This window comes from Achromobacter sp. KK8, from assembly GCF_054188005.1.
Genome location: NZ_CM135178.1, coordinates 3,672,677 through 3,695,431, shown reverse-complemented (window position 1 = coordinate 3,695,431; position 22,755 = coordinate 3,672,677). Strand labels below are relative to the sequence as shown.

Below are 22,755 nucleotides of genomic sequence, written 5' to 3'. Positions count from 1 at the left end.
AGAAATGTTAAGCAGCGCTGCCATCGGGTTGATTGACGTCGCGGCGGGTGGATACGTCTTCGGACAGGCGGGCGACGAAGTCGTCGAACGCAATGGCGCCGAGGTCCAGACCGCCCAATCCGCGTACGGCGACGGTACCGTTTTGCTTCTCCTTGTCGCCGACGACGAGGATGTACGGCACCTTTTGCAGGCTGTGCTCCCGAATTTTACGAGTGATTTTTTCACCGCGCAAATCGGACTCTACTCTAAAGCCTTGTTTTTTCAGGCTTTGCGTGATTTCAGCCGCATAATCGGCCGAAGGTTCGGAAATGCAGCACACCACGGCCTGCACCGGAGCCAGCCAGGGCGGCATCGCGCCGGCGTGGTTTTCGATCAGCATGCCGATGAAACGCTCCAGCGAACCCAGGATGGCGCGGTGCAGCATCACGGGCGGACGGCGCTGGTCGTTCTGGTCCACGTACTCGGCGCCCAGGCGCACGGGCATGGAGAAGTCTACCTGGATCGTGCCGCACTGCCAGTGGCGGCCGATGGCGTCCTTCAGCGTGTATTCGACCTTGGGGCCGTAGAACGCGCCCTCGCCCGGAGAGATCTCGAATTCGCAGCCGGTGCGGCGCAGGCTTTCCATCAGGGCCTGTTCGGCCGTGTCCCAGACCTCGTCCGAGCCGATGCGCTTTTCCGGGCGCGTGGCGACCTTGTACAGCACTTCGGTGAAGCCGAAGTCGCGGTAGACCTTCTGCAGCAGGGCCGTGAAGTCGGCGCATTCGTCCTGGAGCTGTTCTTCGGTACAGAAGATGTGGCCGTCGTCCTGCGTGAAGCCGCGCACGCGCATCATGCCGTGCAGCGAGCCGGACGGTTCGTTGCGGTGGCACTGGCCGAATTCACCGTAGCGCAACGGCAGTTCGCGGTACGAGTGCAGGCCGGCGTTGAAGATCTGCACGTGGCCCGGGCAGTTCATGGGCTTGAGGCCATAGACGCGGTTCTCGGACTCCGTCGTGAACATGTTTTCACGGTAGTTGTCCCAGTGCCCCGTCTTCTTCCAGAGCGAGATGTCGAGGATCTGCGGCGCCTTCACTTCCTGGTAGCCGTTGTCGCGATAGACGGAGCGCATGTACTGCTCCACCTGCTGCCACAGGGCCCAGCCCTTGGGGTGCCAGAAAATCAGACCAGGCGCTTCGTCCTGGAAGTGGAACAGGTCGAGCTCGCGGCCGATCTTGCGGTGGTCACGGCGCTCGGCCTCTTCCAGCATGTGCAGGTAGGCTTCCTGTTCTTCCTTGGTGGCCCAGGCCGTGCCGTAGATGCGCTGGAGCATCTCGTTCTTGCTGTCGCCGCGCCAGTAGGCGCCGGCCACCTTCATCAGCTTGAAGACCTTCAGCTTGCCCGTGGACGGCACGTGCGGGCCGCGGCACAGGTCGATGAATTCGCCTTCGCGGTACAGGCTGAGCGGTTCGTTCGACGGGATCGAGGCGATGATCTCGGCCTTGTACTTTTCACCGATGCCCTTGAAGAACTCGACGGCGTCGTCGCGCGACCAGACTTCACGCGTCACGACTTCGTCTTTCTTGGCCAGCTCGGCCATCTTCTTCTCGATGGCGGCCAGGTCTTCCGGCGTGAACGGGCGCTTGTACGAGAAGTCGTAGTAGAAGCCGTTGTCGATCACGGGGCCGATGGTGACCTGGGCGTCGGGGAACAGCTCCTTGACGGCATAGGCCAGCAGGTGGGCCGTGGAATGGCGGATCATGTCCAGGCCGTCGGCGTCCTTGGCGGTCACGATGGCCAGGCGGGCGTCGCCCTCGATGCGGTAGCTGGTGTCGACCAGCGTGGAGTCGGCGCCGTCAAAGGTCACGCGGCCGCCCAAGGCGGCTTTGGCCAATCCCGCGCCGATCGACTGCGCCACTTCGGCGACCGTGACCGGCCCCGGGTATTGGCGCTGCGAACCATCGGGCAATGTGATCTGTACCATCGGGAGTGCTTCCTGGGGTTCTTGGGAAAAAGAAACGAAATTCAGAAACGACAAACGCGGCTGGTAGCCGCGTTTATCTGGTTGTCTTGCTGAGTCCTACCGCTGACCTGACACGGTGAAACCCGACGCACGAAAAACTAACGCGACATAGGGCGAAAGTTCCGGGTCGTAGTTCGTGCCAGCGGGAAAAACATGGTATTCGGACCTTGCGGGTGATTTCAGGACAACCTGGCGATGCGCCGCCAGAGAAACTGACGGGCTTTATCGTTGCCGATTGTAGCACCTTTTGCGCCCCCTTTCGTGACATTGGCACGACAGTGCCGGCAAGAAGCGTGTCCGGATCAGGCCAGGTTGCGGCTGTCGGCGATCGCGGCCAGGGCATGGGTCACCCCGTCCTCCCAGTGCGGGGCGCGGATTCCGAAGGTGCGCTCGAGCAGCCGGCTGTCGAGCCGCGAATTCAACGGACGGCGCGCCGTGGTGGGGTATTGATCGGATGGCACTGCCCGGATGTCGGCGGGCGTCAACGTGACCGCCAGGCCGGCGCGCCGGGCCTGCTGGGCGATGAAGCAGGCGTATTCATGCCAACTGGCGTCGCCGGTGGCCGCCAGATGGTACAGGCCGAACGGAAAGGCCTCGTCCGCCGGCCGCGCCAGGTAGCGAGCCAGGACCAGGGCGGTGGCATCGGCGATATAGGCGGCGCCCGTCGGCGCGCCGCGCTGGTCGCTCACCACGCGCAGCGTCTCTGGTTGCCGCAAGGCCATGAGCATGGTCTTCAGGAAACTATTGCCGAACACGCCATAGACCCACGAGGTGCGGAACACCAGATGCGCGGGATTCATGGCGCGCACCGCCTGCTCGCCGGCCAGCTTGCTGCGGCCATAGACGTTCAACGGCGCCGGCGTGTCGCGCTCGTCATAGGCGCCGGGCTTGGCGCCATCGAACACGTAGTCGGACGAATAATGGACGATCAGCGCGCCGCGCTCGGCAGCCAGCGCGGACAGTTCGCCCGCGGCCTCGGCGTTGATGCGCATGGCGCGCACCCCATCCTCTTGCGCCCGTTCGACCGCGGTGAAGGCGGCCGCATTGACGATGACGTCGGGCTTTTCACGCCGCACCAGCCGCGCGATCTGCAGCGGATAGGTCAGGTCGCAATCGGCCCGGCCGACCGCCGTCACCACGCCCAGGGGCGCGAGGCTGCGCCGCAACTCGAAGCCGAGTTGGCCGTCCCTGCCTATCACCAGGATCTTCTTGGGCATCTGCCATCCATCGCCATGCTTGCCTTGCGCCGCGGTCCGGCCACATGCCGGTCCGGAAAACCAGGGAATTCTATTCCCCTCGCGCGGCACCTCGCGAGCGGGCCAGTAACGTCGCACAACGTTATTACGAATGTAGTTTCGTCTTATTCGCGTTTAGTTTTTGGCCAGAACGAGCCGTAAGACCATAAGCTTCGCACTCGAATTTCGGACTGGTTACGGCGAGTACGGAGCCGCCGCCCACGGGCGCGCCCTTTTTACCGGACCGTTGCCATTGCCATTCTGTGGAGCCTTGATGAATACTGCCTCAGCGCCGGACGCCGCCTCCTTTTCCGAGCCGCGACCCAACGATGCAGGTGACCGCCCCAATTCTCGCAAGCACCTGCTGCTGTCGCGGCCGCCGCCCGTCATCCGGGTCGCGATCCTGGACGACCATCCGGTCGTCGCGCTGGGCGTCGGCGCCTACCTCGACTCGCGCCCCGGCTTCCGCGTCATCCACCAGGAAACCTCGGCCCGCAGGCTGCTCGAAAAACTCGCGACCTCGCCTTGCGATGTCGCCCTGATCGACTTCTACCTGCCCCAGGAGCCCTGGGACGGCGTCAACTACCTGCGCAGGCTGCGGCGCTATCACCCGTCCATGGCGATCATCACGTTCTCGGCCGGCAACCGCCAGGAGACCCAGTATGCGGCGTTCCGCGCCGGCGCCAACGGCTACCTGGCCAAGCAATGGGGCATGATCCTGCTGCCCGAGATGATCCACGGCGTCCTCAGCCGCAAGGACCCGTTCCTGTCCGTGCAGGAAGGCAAGATCCGCCCCCTGTCCCCCAGGCCGCCGCATGCCCTGCTGACCACTTCCGAGGTCGAAGTCCTGCGTCATATCAGCCAGGGGATGTCTGTCACGCAGATCGCCATGCGCCTGAAGCGCAGCAAGAAGACCGTCAGCACCCACAAGCGCCGCGCCATGCGCAAGCTGCAGCTGTCCGACGATCTGGCGCTGGCCCTGTTCCTGCGCGAAAAATTCGCGGAATGACCCCCACCCGGCGGCCGGCCGTCATCGCACGACGCCGACGCCCACTCCGGCGCCTCAAATGATGCGCGAGTAGCTGGCGCTCGTGCTGGCGCTGCGCAGATAGCCGTCGAACGCCATGGCGACCGCCCGGACGAAATACCAGCCCAGGCCGGTCACGCGCAGTTCGCCAGCGCCCAGGTTCACCAATCCCAGTTCGGCCAGGTTGGCCATCTGCGTCAGCTCCGGTCCGAAATACGTGCCGAACCGCAGGCCATGGCGCGCCTCCACGCGCGCGAAATCCACGCGCCCCTGGCACATGATGTCCATGATGACCTCACGCCGGACCAGGTCGTCCGCATTGAGCGCCAGTCCCTTTTCGACCGCAAACCGGCCAGATTCGATGGCGGCGTAGTATTCGTCGAGGTCCTTGGCGTTCTGGCTGTAGGTATCGCCGATGCGGCCGATGGCCGATACGCCGAGCGCGACCAGGTCACGATCGGGTTGGGTGCTGTAGCCCTGGAAGTTGCGATGCAATTGGCCGCGCTGCTTGGCGATGGCCAGGGCGTCGGTGTTCAAGGCGAAATGGTCCATGCCGATGTAGGCGTAGCCCTGCTTCAGGAACCCTTCGATGGCCGCGCTGAGCAGCCCGACCCGCGTAACGCGGTCGGGCAGGTCGAGCGGATTGATGCGCCGCTGCGGCTTGAAGCGTTCCGGCAGGTGGGCGTAGGCGTACAGCGCGATGCGGTCGGGCCGCAACGCGCTGACCTGGGCGATGGTGCGCGCGAAGGATTCGGCAGTCTGCAGCGGCAGGCCGTAGATGAGGTCGACGTTGATCGAGGCATAGTCCAGCGCGCGGGCGCTTTGCATCAGGTCGCGCACGTCTTCGAAGGACTGCACGCGATGCACCGCCACTTGCACGCGCGCATCGAAATCCTGCACGCCGAAGCTCAGCCGGTTGAAACCCAGCCGTCGCAATTTCTCCAGCCGCTGCGGGGTGGCCGTGCGGGGATCCACCTCGATGGAGATTTCGGCGTCTGGTTCGAAACGGAATGCGCCGCGCAAGTCCGCCATCAGGCGGTCCAGTTCTTCGTCGGACAGGAAGGTGGGCGTGCCGCCCCCGAAGTGAAGCTGCGAGACCGGCATGCCCGCGCCCAGTTCGGCCACGTGCAACGCGATTTCCCGCGCCAGGGCATCGAGGTAACGCGCGGCGCGATCGTGATGGCGCGTGATGACCTTGTTACAGGCACAGTAGTAACAGACGGAATCACAGAACGGAATGTGTACGTAGAGCGACAGGGGCTCGTTCGTACAGGCCTCGCGCCGTTGCCGCAAGGCCTGGCGGTATTCGGCTTCGGCAAAACCGGGGTGGTAGCGGTCGGCCGTGGGATAGGAGGTGTAGCGAGGGCCGTTCTTGTCCAGCCGGGCCAGCAACTGGGGCGGAAAGAACGGTTCGGCCGCGGTGGCCGGCGGTTCGGCGGAGAGTGGGCGTAGGACGGCTTGCATACCCTTGATTATTCGCCTGAGGCTCCCCCCAGGCCTTGATCTTGCGCAAACGGGCTCGCAGGCAGGCAAAGGGGCGCAACAACCGAAACTGCCGGTCCCGGCGCGTGGCGGCGCCCCGCCCCGTAAAATGCGGGGATTCCCCCTATCACAAGGACCTTCCCCGTGGACACCGAACTCGACGGCCGCCTGCTCGCGCTGCGCCAGGCGCTGGCGATCGCCATCGCCCTTTCCACCCGCGGTAGCCCGCAAGCCACCGATATGGCGCTGGAGCTGCTGGACGACCTGAAGGCCAATCTGGACGACACGCCATCGGACAGCCCTTTCGACAAGCCCGAATGGGCGACCGGCGCGCACGACGAACTGGACGGCATTGCGCGCCTGGTGCGCGCCTTCACGCAGACGCCGGAACCCGATACCGGAACCTGATTCCCCGTTCAGCGAAGCGGGACGGCCGGCCGGGCCGCGGACATGCGCCGCCGCCCGCCCTTCCCGTCCATCGCCACCACCCGGACGATCCCTGTCCGCGCTATTGCGCGGCATCGCCGCCGCAATCCGTGGCTGGCCGCCAGACCCGCCAGTACAGCGACGGAAACGCGGGTCCCACCGGCGCGAAGCCATCGGGCCGCGTCCGGCCCTTGCTCAATTCCAGGGCACCACACGCGGCCAGCAGGTCGGCGCCAACCCACGGGCTGAATCGCAGCTGCCCGTGGATCAATACCAACGGTTGCCCGGGCAGCCTCAACGCCAATGCGCCCGACTCCTCCCACGGCCCCGAGATCACGCGCACCGGACCGCCCAGTTCCGCGACGGCGCGCGGATGCAGCGTGTCCGCCAGGGCTTGCGCGTCGAAGTAACGCCAGTCGGAGGCGCGCCGCATCAGGCCGGCGCCATTGGGGCCGGTCAATTCCACCCGCGCCATCAGCAACAGCTGGATGAGCACGAACACCAGGACCGCCCGGCGCGGCCGGAAAGGCGCCTGCCAGGCCGATCGCGTCAGCTCCATCGCTGCCGGCACGACGAACAGCAGGAACGGCGTGCCCCAGTGCAACTGGATATGCGAACCCGAGATCAACGTCATCACGCTGACGAACAGCAGCGGGATCAGGCCGAACGACAGCAACAGCGCGCGCGCCGCGTCGCCGTCCGCGGCCGGCGCCGCGGCGCGCGCGTTGCGATCTCCACGGCCCACTACCCAGAGCGCCGCAAGGAAAACCCAGGCCGGCAGCGCGCGGTTCAGCAATTGGTCGCCCCACCATCTGGCGATCTCGTGCGCGCGCCCGCTCCATGGCAGGCCGGCGGCCAGTGACGACGACATGGCATAGCGCAGCGGCTCGAAATCGTGGTGGATCAACCAGATCAGGTGCGGCGCGAACACGGCCAGCGCGGTCAGGCCCGCGACCTGCAGGCCGAACCGGTGCATGGGGTCGCGCCAGGCTTTGCGGCGGCACCAGAACGCCAGCACCGCCAGCCCCGCGACAGCGGCCTGGTACTTGGCCAGCGCCCCCAGCCCAAGACAGACGCCAAGCACGACCCACCACCCGATCTTGCGGGTGCTGTAGGCCTGCCAGCACGCCGCCGCGCACCCCGCCACCAATGGAATCAGGACGATCTCGTGGTTGTAGAAGTACAACCTGCCGTTGTAGAACGTGATGCACAGGCCAGCCAACGCGGCCGTCGCGGCATAGGCCTCGCCGCGCATGCCGCGCAGCATGTTCCATAACAGCGCGAACGCCCCCAGCGTGCAAGCCGCGCCCAGGACATAAGTGGCCCAGGCATTCCAGCCCAGCAGGCGCACCACCGGCCACAGCAACCAGGTCGGCAGCGGCGGATGTTTGTAGTAACCCCATTCCAGGCTGCGCACCCAGATCAATTGCTCGATGTTGTCGGTCGGCGGCGCCAGCACGATCCGGTTCGACAACCAGAGCCAGGCCAGGGCGAACACCGCCATGCCGATGCCGGTCCGCCGCAGCCCCGGTTTCCACGCCTCTCTGACGCCCGATTGCACGCCACTCTCCCGTTTCTGGCGTACGCGATGCCCCGCCCTGTCGCCCCGTTTCGAGGCGCAGGAATTATCAGATCCGGTCCGGCTCCAACGCCGGGGGATTTGTTCGGCAATTGTTCTGAAACTGTAAAGCACGCCGCCCGCAGCCGGGCCGCATAGGCGGCTCCAACTGGCCTGACCACCAGATAGGAAGAGGGGAAATCCCTCTGATCGTTTTCCCTCTATTGGACGTTTTTTACTTTTATTTCAAGGGGAAGCTACCTATATTGGTGGCCTGACCACCTGACCAAGATTTGCAGTACCGAGATGAACACCTTCCAAGCCGTCGCCGTGACCCGCCTCTATCGCATGATCGCCGACCAGATCGCCGGGCGTATCCGCGCGGGCGATTTCCCGCGCGGCGGCCGGCTGCCGTCGGAACGGGAACTGGCCGAGCAACTGCAGGTGAGCCGGGCCTCGATCCGGGAAGCGCTGATCGCGCTGGAGATCGAAGGCTATGTGGAAGTGCGCGTGGGCACCGGCGTGTTTGTCACCGCCACGCGCGAGGCCGCCCCCGCCCTCACCGCCGGCGCCCAGGCGGCCACCCAGGACGATATCGGCCCCTTCGACCTGCTCGAAGCGCGCATGCTGATCGAACCCGAGTGCGCCGCGCTGGCCGCGCAGCAGGGTTCGCCGGCGCAGATCGCCGCCATCCGCGCGGCCCACGAAGCCATGTCGCTGACCGACGCGCCGGGCTGGCACGACCGCGAATTCCACAGCGCCATCGCCGCCGCCTGCGGCAATGCGGCGCTGGCGGCGGCGGTGGCGCATTTGTGGAACCTGAGCCTGGCCAGTCCGGTGTTCAGCCGCATGCAGGACTACTTCGTCAACACCAAGGTCTGGGCGGTCGCCCATGCCGAGCACCAGCGCATCCTGACCGCCATCCTGGCGCGGGATCCGATCCGCGCGCGCCATGCCATGCATGCGCACCTGATCGGCATCCTGGCGCGCCTGCGGGAAGACTTCGGCGACGACGACGGGAGCATCCGACCCGACATCTAGGCTTCGCTCGCCATCCCGCCGGCGCCGCCGCGCCGCCTGCCTTGCCATGAAACCAGTCCGCGCCGGACGCGGACAGCACCTCCCCGGGAGTGTTTGCATGACGGTTGTAGCCCCCCTGCCGCGCAATGGCGGCCAGATTTTGATGCAGCAGCTGCGCATCCACGGCACGCGCCGGATCTTCATGATCCCGGGCGAGAGCTACCTGCCCTGCATCGATGCGCTCAATGAACATCGCGGCGCCATCGAACCGGTGGTCTGCCGCCAGGAAAGCGGCGCCGCCTACATGGCCGAGGCGCATGGCAAGCTGACCGGCGAACCGGGCGTCTGCTTCGTCACACGCGGCCCGGGCGCCACCAATGCCAGCATCGGCGTGCATACCGCCTTCCAGGATTCGACGCCGATGATCCTGTTCGTCGGCCAGGTCGGCAACGACTTCTACGAACGCGAGGCCTTCCAGGAGATCGACTACCGCCGCATGTTCGGCCAGATGGCCAAATGGGTGGCGCAGATCGACCGCACCGACCGCATTCCGGAATTCGTGGCGCGCGCCTACGCCACCGCCACCAGCGGCCGCCCTGGCCCGGTGGTGCTGGCGCTGCCGGAAGACACCCTGTGGGGCACCGCGACAGTGGCCGACATGCCGCGCTACCAGCGCGTGGCCGCCAGCCCCGGCCAGTCCGACCTGGAACGCATGCGCCAATTGCTCGACCAGGCCGAACGGCCCGTCATGGTGCTGGGCGGCAGCGGCTGGAATGCCGACGCGATCGGGCAGATCGCCGCCTTCGCCGAACGCTTCGAATTGCCGGTGGCGACCGCATGGCGCCGGCTCGAATGTTTCGACCAGCGCCATCCCAATGCCGCCGGCCAGATGGGCTGGGGCATGACCGAGGCGCTGCGGGCCCGCATCAGGAACGCCGATCTGGTGCTCGCTGTCGGCACGCGGCTGGGCGAGGCCACCACGGAGGGCTACCAGCTGATCGAGAGCCCGCTGCCGCGGCAGGCGCTGATCCATGTCCATCCGGATCCGCAGGAACCGGGCCGCGTCTACGCCCCGACCCATGCCATCGCGGCCAGCGTGGCCGGGTTCGCACAAGCGGTCGCCTCGCTGCGGCCTGCCCACGCCACGCCCCGCGGCGCGGCGGTGCGCGCGGCCCATGCCGAGTACCTGGATTCGCTCACGCCGCTGCCCTCGCCCGGCCCGCTGGGCCTGGACGCCGTGGCCGCGCTGGTCAACCAGCGGCTGGCGCCGGACGCCTGCATCACGGTGGGCGCGGGCAACTACGCGCTGTATCCGCACCGCTATCGCCAGTTCACCGGTCCGGGCACCAGCCTGGCGCCCACCGTGGGATCGATGGGCTACGGCCTGCCGGCGGCGGTCTCGGCCAAACTCGAATACCCCGGCAAGACCGTGGTCTGCTATGCCGGCGACGGCTGCTTCCAGATGAACCTGCAGGAACTGGGCGTGGCCCAGCAGTACCGGCTGGGCATCGTGGTGCTGGTGTTCAACAACGGCATGTGGGGCACCATCCGCGCGCACCAGGAACGCGAGTTTCCCGGACGCCCGATCGCGCTGGACTTCGAGAACCCCGATTTCACACAGATCGTGCGCGGCTACGGCGGCTATGGCGAAGCCGTCGAGCGCACCGAGGATTTCGCCGCGGCGTTCGACCGCGCGCTGGCCTACGCCGAGCGCGAACAGCGGCCCGCGCTGCTGGAAATCCGCTACGACGCCGACGGCATCGCCCCCGGCCAGACCCTCACCGCCATCCGCGACGCGGCGCTGGCCCGCCAGGCCGCCGCCTCCACCCACTAACACCGAACGAGGATCCCCATGACTTCATCCCTGTCCGTCAACGGCAACCGGCTCTGGCAATCCCTGATGGATCTGGCCGAGATCGGCGCCACGCCCAAGGGCGGCAACTGCCGCCTGGCCCTGACCGCGCTCGACGGCCAGGGCCGCGACCTGGTCACCGGCTGGATGCGCGACGCCGGCCTGACGATCCGCGTGGACCAGGTGGGCAACATCTTTGCCCGCCGCGCCGGCCGCAACGACGCGCTGCCCCCGGTGATGACCGGCAGCCACATCGACACGCAGCCCACCGGCGGCAAGTTCGACGGCTGCTTCGGCGTGCTGGCCGGACTGGAAGTGATGCGCACCCTGAACGATGCCGGCGTGCAGACCGAGGCGCCGCTGGAGCTGGCCATCTGGACCAACGAGGAAGGCTCGCGCTTCGTGCCGGTGATGATGGGCTCGGGCGTGTTCGCCGGCAAGTTCTCGCTGGAGACGGCGTTGAGCGCGCGCGACGCCAAGGGCCTGGCGGTGCGCGACGAGTTGCAGGCCATCGGCTACGCCGGCACGGAACCGGTCGGCGGCCGCCCGGTGGATGCCTATTTCGAGGCCCACATCGAGCAGGGTCCGATCCTGGAGCACGAAGAAAAAGTGATCGGCGCGGTGACCGGTTCGCTCGGCCTGCGCTGGTACGACGTCACCGTGACCGGCATGGAGATGCATGCCGGCCCCACGCCCATGGGCATCCGCCGCGACGCGCTGTTCGCCGCCAGCTACCTGGTGCAGGCGGTCATCAACATCGCCAACGCGCACCAGCCGCACGGGCGCGGCACGGTGGGCGAGATCCACGCGCACCCCGGCTCGCGCAACGTGATCCCGGGCCAGGTGCGCTTCACCACCGACCTGCGCCATGAGGACGAGGCCACGCTCACGCGCATGGACCAGCAATGGCGCGAGGCCTGCCGCGAGATCGCCGACAGGCACGGCGTGCAGGTGGAGGTGAAGGACGTGCAGTACTTCCGCCCCACCCCGTTCGATCCCGATCTGGTGGAGAAGGTGCGCCAGGGCGCCGCGCGCCGCGGCCTGCCGGCCATGGACATCGTCACCGGCGCCGGCCACGACGCTGTCTACATGGCCGCCGTGGCGCCCACCGCCATGATTTTCGTGCCGTGCAAGGACGGCATCAGCCACAACGAAATCGAAGACGCGCAGCCCGCGCACCTGGAAGCCGGCTGCAACGTGCTGCTGGACGCCATGGTGGCCCGCGCCAACGCCGCGCGCTGAATCGAGGACACGTCATGACCCAAGCTACCCTCGACTACTGGCAAGCCCGCGCCGCTGCGCTGACGCTGCGCGGCCAGGCCTACATCGATGGCGCCTACGCCGACGCCGCGGACGGCGCCACCTTCGCGGCCACCAGCCCGATCGACGGCCGCAAGCTGGCCGACGTGGCAGCCTGCGGCGCGGCCGACGTCGACCGCGCCGTGGCGGCCGCCCGCCGCGCCTTCGAAGCCGGCGTCTGGTCCCAACTGGCGCCGCGCGAACGCAAGGCGCGCCTGACGCGGCTGGCGCAGCTCATCACCGAACACAGCGAGGAACTGGCGCTGATCGAAACCCTGGACATGGGCAAGCCGATCCGCGACGCGCTGGCCTTCGACCTGCCCGAAACCGCGCATTGCTACGCCTGGTATGGCGAGGCCATCGACAAGCGCTACGACGAGATCGCACCGACGGGCGGCAATGCCCTGGCCACGGTCACGCGCGAACCGCTCGGCGTGGTGGCCGCCGTGGTTCCCTGGAACTATCCGCTGCTGATGGCGGCCTGGAAGGTCGCGCCGGCGCTGGCCGCCGGCAACAGCGTGATCCTCAAGCCGGCCGAGCAGTCGTCGTTGAGCGCGCTGCGGCTGGCGGCGCTGGCCGAGCAGGCCGGCATCCCCGCGGGCGTGTTCAACGTGGTGCCCGGCACGGGCCCGGTCGCGGGCAGCGCACTGGGCCTGCATCCGGACGTGGACTGCGTGGCGTTCACCGGCTCCACCGCCACCGGCAAGCGCTTCATGAGCTATTCGGGCGAATCGAACCTGAAGCGCGTATGGCTGGAATGCGGCGGCAAGTCGCCGCACATCGTCTTCGAGGACTGCCCCGACCTGGACCGCGCCGCGCTGATCGCCGCGCTGGCGATCTTCTCGAACCAGGGCGAAGTGTGCATCGCCGGCTCGCGCCTGTACGTGCATGACGCCATCTACGACGCCTTCATGGAAAAAGTGGCGCACCACGCCGCCGAGATGCGGCCGGGCAATCCGCTGGATCCGGCCACGGCGCTGGGCGCCATGGTCGACGAGCGCCAGACGCGCTCGGTCATGGCGCGCATCGCGGCCGGCCAGGCCGAGGGCGCGACACTGCGCATCGGCGGGCGCCAGTTGCACGCTGAGGGCGGCGGCTTCTACATCGAGCCCACCATCTTCGATTGCGCCGACGCCTCCAGCACGCTGATCCGCGAGGAGATCTTCGGCCCGGTGCTGGCGGCGCAGCGCTTCCATACGGAAGACGAAGCCATCGCATTGGCCAACGATTCCTCGTACGGCCTGGGCGCCGGCCTGTGGACCGCCAACCTGGGCCGCGCGCACCGCCTGTCGCGCCGCCTGCGCGCCGGCCTGGTGTGGGTCAATTGCTACGCCGATGGCGATATCACCGTGCCGTTCGGCGGCGTCAAGCAGTCGGGCTTCGGCCGCGACAAATCGCTGCACGCGCTGGACAAGTACAGCGACCTCAAAACCACCTGGATCGACATCACCCAATAGCGCGCCCGCCGTGCACCTCGTCTGTCGCCGCATTGGTGCGCGGCGCCGTCTCTGCACCCATACGTAGCATTGTTGTAGCAGCTCCACCCCGCAGTTCCCCGAGAAACAGGTGGCACGAGGTTTGCTTGTCATAGCCGGCACACGCCGCGTGACGCGCGGCCACCTGACAACCCTCTTCCAGCCCGGAGGCTCGCAGTGAAATCGAAGACTTGGTTCTCCCTCAGCATCGGCGCCCTGGTCCTGGCGGCCGCCTTGCCCGCCACGCAGGCGCTGGCCCAGACCAAGGGCGGCACGCTCAACATGATCGTCCAGCCCGAGCCGCCCGTGATCGTCACGGCCATCAACCAGCAGGGTCCCACCCAGTTCGTCGCCGGCAAGATCTACGAAAGCCTGTTGACGTACAGCACCGACCTCAAGCCCCAGCCCGGCCTGGCCAAGTCGTGGGAAGCCTCGAGCGACGGCCTGACCTACACCTTCCACCTGCAGGACAACGTCAAGTGGCACGACGGCAAGCCGTTCACCGCCGACGACGTGGTCTTCACGCTGTCGGACATGCTGCCCAAGACCCATGCGCGGGCCCGCGTGATCCTGAACAAGTTCGTCGATTCGGTGCAGGCCAGCGACCCGAAGACGGTGGTCATCAAGCTGAAATCGCCATTCCCGGCCTTCATGCTGATGTTCGAACCCGGCTTCGCGCCGATGATGCCCAAGCACATCTACGCCGGCACCGACTACATGACCAACCCGGCCAACCAGAAACCGATCGGCACCGGCCCGTTCGTGTTCAAGGAATGGAAACGCGGCGAATACATCAAGCTGGCGCGCAACCCCGACTACTGGAAGCCCGGCAAACCCTACCTGGATGAGCTGGTGTTCAACGTGATCCCGGACGCGGCCTCGCGCGCGGTGGCGTTCGAGCGCGGCAGCGTCGACGTATTGCGTGGCGGCGACGTCGACAACGTCGACATCAAGCGCCTGCGCGCCCTGCCCAAGGTGGAATACACCACTGCCGGCTGGGAGATGTTCTCGCCCCAGGCCTACCTGATCTTCAACATGCGCAAGCCGCCCTTCGACAACCTGAAGGTGCGCCAGGCGGTGATGGCCGCGATCAACCGCAACATGGTGGTCAACAACATCTTCTTCGGCCTGGGCAAGGTCTCGACCAGCCCGTTCGTCACCACCGAGATGTTCTACGACAAGAACATGCCGCCGATGCCCTTCGACATGAAGAAGGCGCGCGCGCTGATCAAGGAATCGGGCATCAAGCCTGGCGACTACACCATCCGCCAGTTGAGCTTCCCGTACGGCTCGACCTGGGACCGTCTGGGCGAATACACCAAGCAGGCGCTCGAGCAGCTGGGCTTCAAGGTCAACCTGGAATCGACCGACGCCGGCGGCTGGGCCAGCCGCACCGGCAACTGGGACTTCGACCTGACCACCAACTTCACCTACCAGTACGGCGATCCGGCGCTGGGCGTGCAGCGCCTGTACATCTCCTCCAACATCGTCAAGGGATCGCCGTTCGCCAACGTGCAGGGCTACAGCAACCCCGAGACCGACAAGCAGTGGGAGGCCGCCGCGTCCGAAGTCGATCCGGCCAAGCGCCAGGCGCTCTACACGCAGCTGCAGACCACGCTGGTCAATGAAGTCGCCAATGGCTTCCTGGTGGACATGGAGTTCCCCACGCTGTATCGCGCCAACGTCAAGAACCTGGTCAAGACCGCCATCGGCCTGAACGAATCGTTCGACGACGTCTACATCGAGAAGTAAACGCCGCAAGCCGCAAGCGCAGCCAACCCCGGCTCGCTTGCGGCGCCCGGCCGCGCGACGGACGTCCGCGCCCGTCCACGGAGGACCCTGAGCATGAAATTCCTGTCTTTCCTGGTTTCACGCATCGGCAAGGCCCTGGTGGTCGTGCTGGGCGTGGTGATCATCAATTTCTTCCTGATCCGCCTGGCGCCCGGCGACCCCGCCGCCGTGCTGGCGGGCCAGGCCGGCGCGGGCGATGCCGCCTACGTCGAGCAACTGCGCGTCGCGTTCGGGCTGGACAAGCCGGTGCTGACGCAGTTGTTCCTGTACCTGAAGGGCGTGGTCCAGCTCGATCTGGGCTTTTCCTACCGCAACCACGTGCCGGTGCTGGACCTGATCGTCGAACGCCTGCCCGCCACCTTCCTGCTGATGTCCTGCGCCTTCGTCTTCTCGATCGTGCTGGGCGTGCTGCTGGGCGTGGTCGCGGCCAAGGCGCGCTACCGCAACAAGCGCCGCTGGATCGACAGCTCGGTCATGACCGGCGCGCTGCTGCTGTATGCCACGCCGCTGTTCTGGCTGTCGCTGATGGGCATCCTGCTGTTCTCGGTGGTGCTGGGCTGGCTGCCGGCCTTCGGCATGGAAACCGTGGGCGCCGGCCTGACCGGCTGGGCCCGCGCGGCCGACATCGCGCAGCACCTGATCCTGCCGACGGTGACGCTGGGCTGCTTCTTCATGGCGGTGTACGTACGCCTGACGCGCGCCTCGATGCTGGAAGTGATCGGCATGGACTTCGTCAAGACCGCGCGCGCCAAGGGCGTCAGCCCCGGCCGCGTGATCCGCGCCCACGTGCTGCGCAACGCGCTCTTGCCGGTGATCACCTTCGCCGGCATCCAGCTCGGCCAGATGGCCGGCGGCGCGGTGCTGACCGAGACCGTGTTCGCCTGGCCCGGCATCGGCCGACTGATGTTCGACGCGCTGCTGCAACGCGATTACCAGCTGCTGCTGGGCATTTTCCTGGTGACCTCGATCATGGTTGTGGTGTTCAACCTGTTGACCGACGTGCTGTATCGCCTGATCGATCCACGCATCAGCGCGGGCGCGCAACAAGGAGCCGCGGCATGAAGCAATTCGCCCGACGCTATATGCGCAACTACGGCGCGGTGGCCGGACTGGCCATCGTGCTGGCCGTGGTGATCGTGGCGCTGGCCGCGCCGCTGCTGTACGAGGATTCGCCCTGGATGATGGTGGCCGATCCGCTGATCCCGCCCTTCACCGATGCCGCCTACCCCTTCGGCACCGACATGCTGGGCCGCGACATCACCGCCGGCCTGGTGTGGGGCGCGCGGGTCTCGCTGATGGTGGGCCTGCTGTCGACCGCCGTGGCGCTGGTGTTCGGCATCGTCGTTGGCGCCATCGCCGGCTACTGCGGCGGCCGCGTCGACGACGCGCTGATGCGCTTCACCGAGTTCTTCCAGACCATCCCGCAGCTGGCGATGGCGGTGGTGCTGGTGGCGATCCTCGGGCCGTCGATGTATTCCATCATGGGCGCGATCGCGGTGGTGTCCTGGCCGCCGGCGGCGCGGCTGGTTCGATCCGAGTTCATGACCCTGAAGCAGCGCGAGTTCGTGCAGGCCGCCATCGTCATCGGCCAGACGCCGGCGCGCATCGTCGGCACGCAGATCCTGCCGAACGCCATGTCGCCCATCATTGTCTCGGCCTCGTTCATGGTGGCCACCGCCATCCTGACCGAATCGTCGCTGTCCTTCCTGGGGCTGGGCGACCGCAACGAGATGAGCTGGGGTTTCATGATCGGCGCGGCCCGCACCATGATCCGCGAAGCCTGGTGGATGAGCGTGTGGCCAGGCGTGGCCATCCTGCTGACCGTGCTGGCCATCAACCTGATCGGCGAAGGCCTGAACGACGCCCTCAACCCGCAACTGCGCAAGCGCGGCGAATAGGAGACCGGCATGAACGCTTCCCCGCCCCTGCTGTCCATCCAGAACCTCAGCATCGCCCTGCCCCGCGGCGGCGACCGTCCGTTCGCGGTGCAGGACGTGTCATACGATATCCACGCCGGCGAGATCCTCTGCATCGTCGGCGAGTCCGGCTCGGGCAAGTCCATGAGCGCCAACGCCATCATGGGCCTGCTGCCCGACTACCTGACGCCGCAGCAGGGCCGCATCCTGCTGCGCGGCACCGACCTGCTGCGCCAGGACGAAGCCACCCTGCAAGGCATGCGCGGCAAGGACATGGCCATGATCTTCCAGGAACCGCTGTCGGCGCTGAATCCGCTGATGACGGTGGGCGAACAGATCAACGAGGTCATGCGGGTCCACAACGCCTATCCCGGACCGGAGCGCATGCGGCGCACGCTGGAACTGCTGGCCTTCGTCGGCCTGCCCGATCCGGCCACGCTCTACCATGTCTATCCCTTCCGCCTGTCGGGCGGCCAGCGCCAGCGCGTCATGATCGCCATGGCGCTGGCGCTGGAACCGGCGCTGCTGATCGCCGACGAGCCGACCACGGCGCTGGACGTCACCACCCAGGCCCAGATCCTGGCGCTGATCGCCCGCATCCAGAAGGAAAAGGGCATGGGCGTGATGTTCGTCACCCATGATTTCGGCGTGGTGGCCGAGATCGCGCACCGGGTGGCGGTGATGGAAAAAGGCGTGCTGGTCGAACAGGGCCCGGCCGAGGAGGTGCTGAACCGTCCGCGCCATCCCTACACCCAGCGCCTGATCGCCGCGGTGCCGCACCGCCGCGGCGAGGAACGCGCCGCCGCCACGCCGGAACAGCCGGTGCTGGAGGTGAAGGACCTGAGAAAGACCTACGTCGTCGGCCATGGCTGGCTGGGCGGCAAGCGCGAGGTGCATGCGGTCGACGGCGTCAGCTTCAGCGTGCGGCGCGGCGAGACGCTGGGCATCGTCGGCGAGTCCGGCTCGGGCAAGTCGACCATCGGCAAGTGCCTGCTCAAGCTGGTCGGCATCAACGGCGGCCAGTTGATCTTCAACGGCCAGGACATCGCCGCCATGCCCGAATCGCGCTTCCGGCCGCTGCGCAAGGACATCCAGATGATCTTCCAGGATCCCTTCGCCTCGCTCAACCCGCGCCATACCGTGGGCCGCATCATCAGCGACGGCCCGGTCGCCAACGGCGTGCCGCGCGCCCAGGCCGAGGCCCGCGTGCGCGAGCTGCTGTCGCTGGTGGGATTGGACCCGTCGGCGTTCGACCGCTACCCCAACCAGTTCTCCGGCGGCCAGCGCCAGCGCATCGGCATCGCCCGCGCCCTGGCGCTGGAACCCAAGGTGCTGGTGGCCGACGAATCGGTATCGGCGCTGGACGTGTCGGTGCAGGCGCAGGTGCTGCAACTGCTGCACGACCTGCAGCAGCGGCTGAAGATCGCGCTGGTGTTCATCACCCACGACCTGCGCGTGGCCGCCCAGATCTGCAATTCGGTGCTGGTCATGCACCGGGGCAAGGTGGTGGAATACGGATCGCCCAGCCAGATTTTCGACAACCCGCAGCACGCCTACACGCAACAACTCATCGCCGCCGTGCCCGGCCAGCACTGGGATCCGACCCAGGCGCAGGCCGCGGCCTGAAGCGGCCATCACAACCAGGAGACTCGCATGCAACGCCCGCCCGCCGTGCCCACCGTCCAGATCGACAACGACCAGGTCACCGTCACCGAATGGCGCTTTCCGCCCGGCGGTGAAACCGGCTGGCACCGCCACGGCATGAACTACGTGGTGGTGCCGCAGACGACCGGCCCGCTGCTGCTGGATACGCCCAACGGCCAGGTCACCAGCCAGCTCACCACCGGCGTGTCCTACTACCGGCCGGTGGGCGTCGAACACAACGTCATCAACCCCGGCGACACCGAATTCGTGTTCGTCGAGATCGAGATCAAGCAGCCGGGGCAGGCTCCGGACTCCGGCTGTTCGCACTGACGCGCAAAGGAACACCATGAAGGCGTTTTTCTCGGAAGAACAGCTGCTGCACACGCCGCAGCAGTTCATGCGGCTGGGACGCATCAGCGCTCCCACCGACCTGCCGTCGCGCGCGCACAGCCTGCAAGGCGCGTTGGCGGCCCGTGGCATCGCGGTCGAGGCGCCGCCCGACTACGGCCGCCAGCCGCTCGAGAGCATTCACAGTCCGGACTACCTGGATTACCTGGAAAGCGCGTTTTCGCGCTGGCAGGCGCTCAGGGGGCCGGGCGTGGATCCCGGCCCGGAAGTGCTGCCGAACCTGTCGCCCTACTACAGCGGCCGCATCGAAACGGCTGGCCGTGGCCCCTGCCCGTCGCCGTCGATCGTGGCGCAGACCGGCTACTACCTGAGCGACCTGTCCTGCCCCATCGGCCCGCACACCTGGCGCTCGGCGCTGCGCTCCACCCACAGCGCGGTGGCCGCGGCCGAGCACGTGGCCGCCAGCGGCGGCGCGGCCTATGCCCTGTGCCGGCCATCGGGCCACCACGCCCATCGCGACCGCGCCGGCGGCTTCTGCTACCTGAACAGCAGCGCGGCCGCCGCGGCCCGGCTGTTGCAGAGCTGGTCCAAAGTGGCGGTGCTGGACGTCGACGCGCACCATGGCGACGGCACCCAGAACATCTTCTACCAGCGCGCCGACGTCATGACGGTGTCGCTGCATGCCGATCCCGCCGGCTACTACCCGTTCTACACCGGCTATGCGCACGAGCGCGGCCATGGCGCAGGCGAGGGCTGCAATCTCAACCTGCCGCTGCCGCACGGCGCCGGCAACGACCCGTTCCTGCGGGCGCTGGACACGGCGCTGGCGGCGCTGGCCGGCTACGGGCCACAGGCGCTGGTGCTGGCGCTGGGCTTCGATACCTACAAGGATGATCCCATCAGCGTGCTGCGGCTGGACATCGACGCCTACCGCGACATCGGCGCGCGCGTGGCCGGCCTGGGCGTGCCCACGGTGGTGGTGCAGGAAGGCGGCTACATGGTGCAGGCCATCGGCCCGGCGCTGGACGCATTCCTGCAAGGCCTGGCCCGCGCCTGAACCCTGCCATGAGCAACCCCGCCGCCGTTTCCTCCGTCCCGGCCCGGGCCGCCGGCTCGCGCCAGGCCGGCATCCTGCTGTTCTTCGCGGCGCTGGTGGCCTTTGCCACCTTCGATGCCGGATCCAAGCAGATGCTGGCCCGCTATCCGGCGCCGTTCCTGAACATCGTGCGCTATATCGCCGTGGCGATCCTGGCGCTGGCGCTGCTGTGGCGCCAGCGCTGGCCCGGCCTGCGCGCCGTCCCCCACAAGCCCCTGCTGGTGCTCAGAGGCGTCATGCTGGCAACGGTCGGCACCTGCTTCATGACGGCGCTGATCTGGATGCCGCTGTCCGAGGCCACGGCCATCTACTTCACCTCGCCGCTCATCATGGTGGCGTTGTCGCCCTGGCTGCTGGGCGAACGCGTGCGGCCGGTGCAATGGGCCGCGGTGGCGGCGGGCTTCGTCGGCATGCTGTTGATCGTGCGACCGGGCGGCGACCTGCCCTGGCTGGGCACGCTGCTGATGGCGGTGTCGGCGGTCAGTTACGCGGTCTTCCAGGTGCTGACGCGCAAGCTGTCGGGCAAGGTGGCCGGGCCGGTCCAATACGCCTATACGGCGTTCATCTGCCTGATCGTCACGGCGTTGCCGGCGCCCTTCTTCCTGCCGGATCCCTGGCCGGGCCCGACCGACATGGCGTTGATCGTCGGCCTGGGCGCCTGCAGCGGGCTGGCGCAGATCCTGCTGATCGCGGCATTCCAGCGGGTGGCGGCCGCCACGCTGGCGCCGCTGAACTACTTCCAGCTGCTGCTGGCGGTGGCCTTCAGCACCTTCTGGTTCCAGCGTCCCCCCGACGGGTTGGCGCTGGCCGGCATCGCGATGATCATGGCGTCAGGCATATTCCTGGCGCTGCGCCGCGCCGGCTAGCGGGCAACGGCTTCAGCTGGTTTCGCGCCGCACCAGCGTGAAGCCCAGGTCCACGTGACGCTGCGCGATGGGCTGCCCCGCCAGGTGGCGCATCAGCAGTTGCGCCGCTTCCCGGCCAATGTCGTAGCGCGGCGTGGCGATGGTCGACAGCGGCGGCGTGGTCCAGGCCGTTCCCGCAAAGTCATGGAAACCCACCAGCGCCATCTGGCCGGGCACGCTCACGCCCAGCCGGCCGCACTGGAACACCGCGCCCTGCGCCAGGTCGTCATTGCAGAAGAACACCGCGTCGCAATCGGGATGTTCGGCCAGCAGGGCTTCCAGCAGCGCCGCCCCCAGCGCGATCGAGGACTTCTCGGGCGTCATGATCTCAAGCGCCGGGTCGTGCAGGCCGGCATCGCGCAGGGCCTGGCGGCAGCCTTCACAGCGCCTGAGCGAGCGCGGATCCAGCTGGGCGCCGACGATGCCGATGCGTCGGCAACCGCGCTCGACCAGGTGCCGGCCGGCGGCGTAGCCCGACTCGAACTGCGAGAAGCCGACGCTCATGCCATCGCTGTCCTCCAGGGTTTCGATGGTATGGACCGTGGGCATGCCCTGCGCCCGCAGCAGTTCCCAGACCCCCGGGTTGTGGTCGATGCCGGTCAGGATCAGGCCGTCGGGCAGGTGCTGCAGGTACTTGCGCAACAACGCCTCCTCGGCATCGGGCGAATATCCCGTGACGCCGATCAGCAGGTGATAACCCTGCTCGTCCAGCACCTCCTTGATGCCGCTGATGATGTCCACGAACACCACGTTGCTCAACGACGGAATCAGCACCACGATGGTCTGCGAGCGCGCCGACGCCAGCGCGCTGGCGGCATGGTTGGGCACGTAGCCCAGTTCCTGGCAGACCTGGGTGATGCGCAGGCGCACCGCCTCGGCCACCTTGTCGGGGGTGCGCAAGGCGCGCGACACGGTGATCGCGCTGACCCCGGCGCGGCGCGCGACCTCTTGCATGGTCACGCGGCCGGCGCGGGTGCTGCGGGGCTTTCGGATGGACATCGGCCGTTCTGAGCGGTTGGCGAGTCCGTAGTCTGACGTAAAGATCAGGGCTTGCCAAACCAAAAATGTTAGCGCTAACATCGACACCGCGATACCCATAAAAATTCCGGAAAACGGAACGAGGAGACAAGCATGCATGGTTCCCCCCCGGGGCGGCCCGGTGCCGGCCCGATGGCGCGCGCGGCGGATTGGTGCGCTCGATTGCAGACCTGGCTGATGGCCGGTTGCCTGGCGGTCATGGTGGTGTTGCTGTTCGGCAATGTCGCCATGCGCTACCTGTTCAATTCCGGCATCAACGCCTCCGACGAAATCTCCCGGCTGGCCTTCGTCTGGCTGATCTTCCTGGGCGCGGTGCTGGCGTTGCGCGATCACCAGCACATCGGCGTCACGATGCTGGTGGAACGCTTCGGGCCGGCCGCGCGCCGTGTCTCGCACGTGGTCTGTCAGTTGCTGGTGCTGTGGATGCTGTGGCTGCTGGCCGACGGCAGCTGGGCCCAGACCCTGATCGGCCTGGATACCCGCCTGCCCGTGACCGCGATGCCGCTGGCGGTGTTCAACGCCGCCGCGCTGTACGCCGCCGTCGCAATGGGCCTGCTGACCCTGTTCGACCTGGTTCGCGTGCTGGCCGGCGGCCCGCTGCCCGCGGAATCCAGCCCCGAAGACCCGCTGGTCTGACCCCGGCC

19 protein-coding genes are annotated in these 22,755 nt (G+C 67.3%); 14 read left to right on the top strand and 5 right to left on the bottom strand.

Annotation, left to right across the window (positions count from 1 at the left end):
* Nucleotides 1-7 precede the first annotated feature (7 nt).
* Nucleotides 8-1,960: a threonine--tRNA ligase gene (gene thrS / locus ACVN9Z_RS16970; protein WP_006387989.1), complete on the bottom strand. Its 1,953-nt coding sequence runs from the start codon at nucleotides 1,958-1,960 to the stop codon at nucleotides 8-10.
* Nucleotides 1,961-2,301: 341 nt separating this feature from the next.
* Nucleotides 2,302-3,216: a dTDP-4-dehydrorhamnose reductase gene (rfbD, locus tag ACVN9Z_RS16965; RefSeq protein ID WP_006387988.1), complete on the bottom strand. Its 915-nt coding sequence runs from the start codon at nucleotides 3,214-3,216 to the stop codon at nucleotides 2,302-2,304.
* 292 nt (nucleotides 3,217-3,508) lie between these two features.
* On the opposite strand from rfbD, the gene ACVN9Z_RS16960 reads away from it, so the two are divergent.
* On the top strand, nucleotides 3,509-4,243 hold the full coding sequence (locus ACVN9Z_RS16960) for a response regulator transcription factor (RefSeq protein ID WP_006387987.1): 735 nt from the start codon (nucleotides 3,509-3,511) through the stop codon (nucleotides 4,241-4,243).
* 54 nt (nucleotides 4,244-4,297) lie between these two features.
* Here the strand turns inward: ACVN9Z_RS16960 and hemN are convergent, their stop codons facing one another.
* Complete coding sequence (gene hemN / locus ACVN9Z_RS16955) at nucleotides 4,298-5,725, bottom strand: oxygen-independent coproporphyrinogen III oxidase (protein ID WP_053501107.1); 1,428 nt, start codon at nucleotides 5,723-5,725, stop codon at nucleotides 4,298-4,300.
* Between the two features lie 162 nt (nucleotides 5,726-5,887).
* On the opposite strand from hemN, the gene ACVN9Z_RS16950 reads away from it, so the two are divergent.
* A complete protein-coding gene (locus ACVN9Z_RS16950; RefSeq protein WP_006387985.1) occupies nucleotides 5,888-6,151 on the top strand; it encodes a hypothetical protein in 264 nt (87 codons plus the stop codon).
* Between the two features lie 100 nt (nucleotides 6,152-6,251).
* Here the strand turns inward: ACVN9Z_RS16950 and ACVN9Z_RS16945 are convergent, their stop codons facing one another.
* Nucleotides 6,252-7,730 (bottom strand): glycosyltransferase family 39 protein, encoded by a 1,479-nt coding sequence (locus ACVN9Z_RS16945; RefSeq protein ID WP_006387984.1) that lies wholly within the window; start codon nucleotides 7,728-7,730, stop codon nucleotides 6,252-6,254.
* A gap of 303 nt (nucleotides 7,731-8,033) precedes the next feature.
* On the opposite strand from ACVN9Z_RS16945, the gene ACVN9Z_RS16940 reads away from it, so the two are divergent.
* From ACVN9Z_RS16940 to ACVN9Z_RS16890, 11 genes are all read left to right on the top strand, one after another.
* The gene (locus tag ACVN9Z_RS16940) at nucleotides 8,034-8,768 is read left to right on the top strand and encodes a FadR/GntR family transcriptional regulator (protein WP_054508267.1); all 735 of its coding nucleotides are present in this window, start codon (nucleotides 8,034-8,036) and stop codon (nucleotides 8,766-8,768) included.
* A gap of 97 nt (nucleotides 8,769-8,865) precedes the next feature.
* Nucleotides 8,866-10,581, top strand: a complete 1,716-nt coding sequence (locus ACVN9Z_RS16935; protein ID WP_053501180.1) for a thiamine pyrophosphate-binding protein — start codon at nucleotides 8,866-8,868, stop codon at nucleotides 10,579-10,581.
* Nucleotides 10,582-10,599: 18 nt separating this feature from the next.
* Nucleotides 10,600-11,841 carry a Zn-dependent hydrolase gene (locus ACVN9Z_RS16930; protein ID WP_020927036.1) on the top strand — a complete coding sequence of 414 codons (1,242 nt, stop codon included), beginning with the start codon at nucleotides 10,600-10,602 and terminating at the stop codon, nucleotides 11,839-11,841.
* A 14-nt stretch (nucleotides 11,842-11,855) separates the two neighbouring features.
* On the top strand, nucleotides 11,856-13,355 hold the full coding sequence (locus tag ACVN9Z_RS16925) for an aldehyde dehydrogenase (protein WP_458212416.1): 1,500 nt from the start codon (nucleotides 11,856-11,858) through the stop codon (nucleotides 13,353-13,355).
* 195 nt (nucleotides 13,356-13,550) lie between these two features.
* Nucleotides 13,551-15,125, top strand: coding sequence for an ABC transporter substrate-binding protein (locus ACVN9Z_RS16920; RefSeq protein WP_006387979.1), 1,575 nt, complete (start codon nucleotides 13,551-13,553; stop codon nucleotides 15,123-15,125).
* 93 nt (nucleotides 15,126-15,218) lie between these two features.
* Nucleotides 15,219-16,226 carry an ABC transporter permease gene (locus ACVN9Z_RS16915; RefSeq protein WP_006387978.1) on the top strand — a complete coding sequence of 336 codons (1,008 nt, stop codon included), beginning with the start codon at nucleotides 15,219-15,221 and terminating at the stop codon, nucleotides 16,224-16,226.
* Nucleotides 16,223-17,062, top strand: coding sequence for an ABC transporter permease (locus tag ACVN9Z_RS16910; RefSeq protein WP_006387977.1), 840 nt, complete (start codon nucleotides 16,223-16,225; stop codon nucleotides 17,060-17,062). Before ACVN9Z_RS16915 ends, ACVN9Z_RS16910 begins: the two co-directional genes overlap by 4 nt.
* Before the next feature lie 9 nt (nucleotides 17,063-17,071).
* Nucleotides 17,072-18,706 carry an ABC transporter ATP-binding protein gene (locus tag ACVN9Z_RS16905; RefSeq protein WP_020927033.1) on the top strand — a complete coding sequence of 545 codons (1,635 nt, stop codon included), beginning with the start codon at nucleotides 17,072-17,074 and terminating at the stop codon, nucleotides 18,704-18,706.
* A 27-nt stretch (nucleotides 18,707-18,733) separates the two neighbouring features.
* Nucleotides 18,734-19,054 (top strand): cupin domain-containing protein, encoded by a 321-nt coding sequence (locus ACVN9Z_RS16900; protein WP_006387975.1) that lies wholly within the window; start codon nucleotides 18,734-18,736, stop codon nucleotides 19,052-19,054.
* Nucleotides 19,055-19,070: 16 nt separating this feature from the next.
* Nucleotides 19,071-20,129 (top strand): histone deacetylase family protein, encoded by a 1,059-nt coding sequence (locus ACVN9Z_RS16895; protein WP_070542268.1) that lies wholly within the window; start codon nucleotides 19,071-19,073, stop codon nucleotides 20,127-20,129.
* An 8-nt stretch (nucleotides 20,130-20,137) separates the two neighbouring features.
* On the top strand, nucleotides 20,138-21,034 hold the full coding sequence (locus tag ACVN9Z_RS16890; protein ID WP_458212415.1) for a DMT family transporter: 897 nt from the start codon (nucleotides 20,138-20,140) through the stop codon (nucleotides 21,032-21,034).
* Between the two features lie 12 nt (nucleotides 21,035-21,046).
* On the opposite strand, the gene gntR is transcribed toward ACVN9Z_RS16890, so the two are convergent.
* Entirely contained in the window at nucleotides 21,047-22,072 is a 1,026-nt protein-coding gene (gene gntR / locus ACVN9Z_RS16885; RefSeq protein ID WP_458212414.1) for an HTH-type transcriptional regulator GntR, read from the bottom strand.
* Between the two features lie 132 nt (nucleotides 22,073-22,204).
* Here gntR and ACVN9Z_RS16880 point away from each other — a divergent pair, with 132 nt between their 5' ends.
* A complete protein-coding gene (locus ACVN9Z_RS16880) occupies nucleotides 22,205-22,747 on the top strand; it encodes a TRAP transporter small permease (RefSeq protein ID WP_047993522.1) in 543 nt (180 codons plus the stop codon).
* The last annotated feature ends 8 nt before the right edge of the window (nucleotides 22,748-22,755 follow it).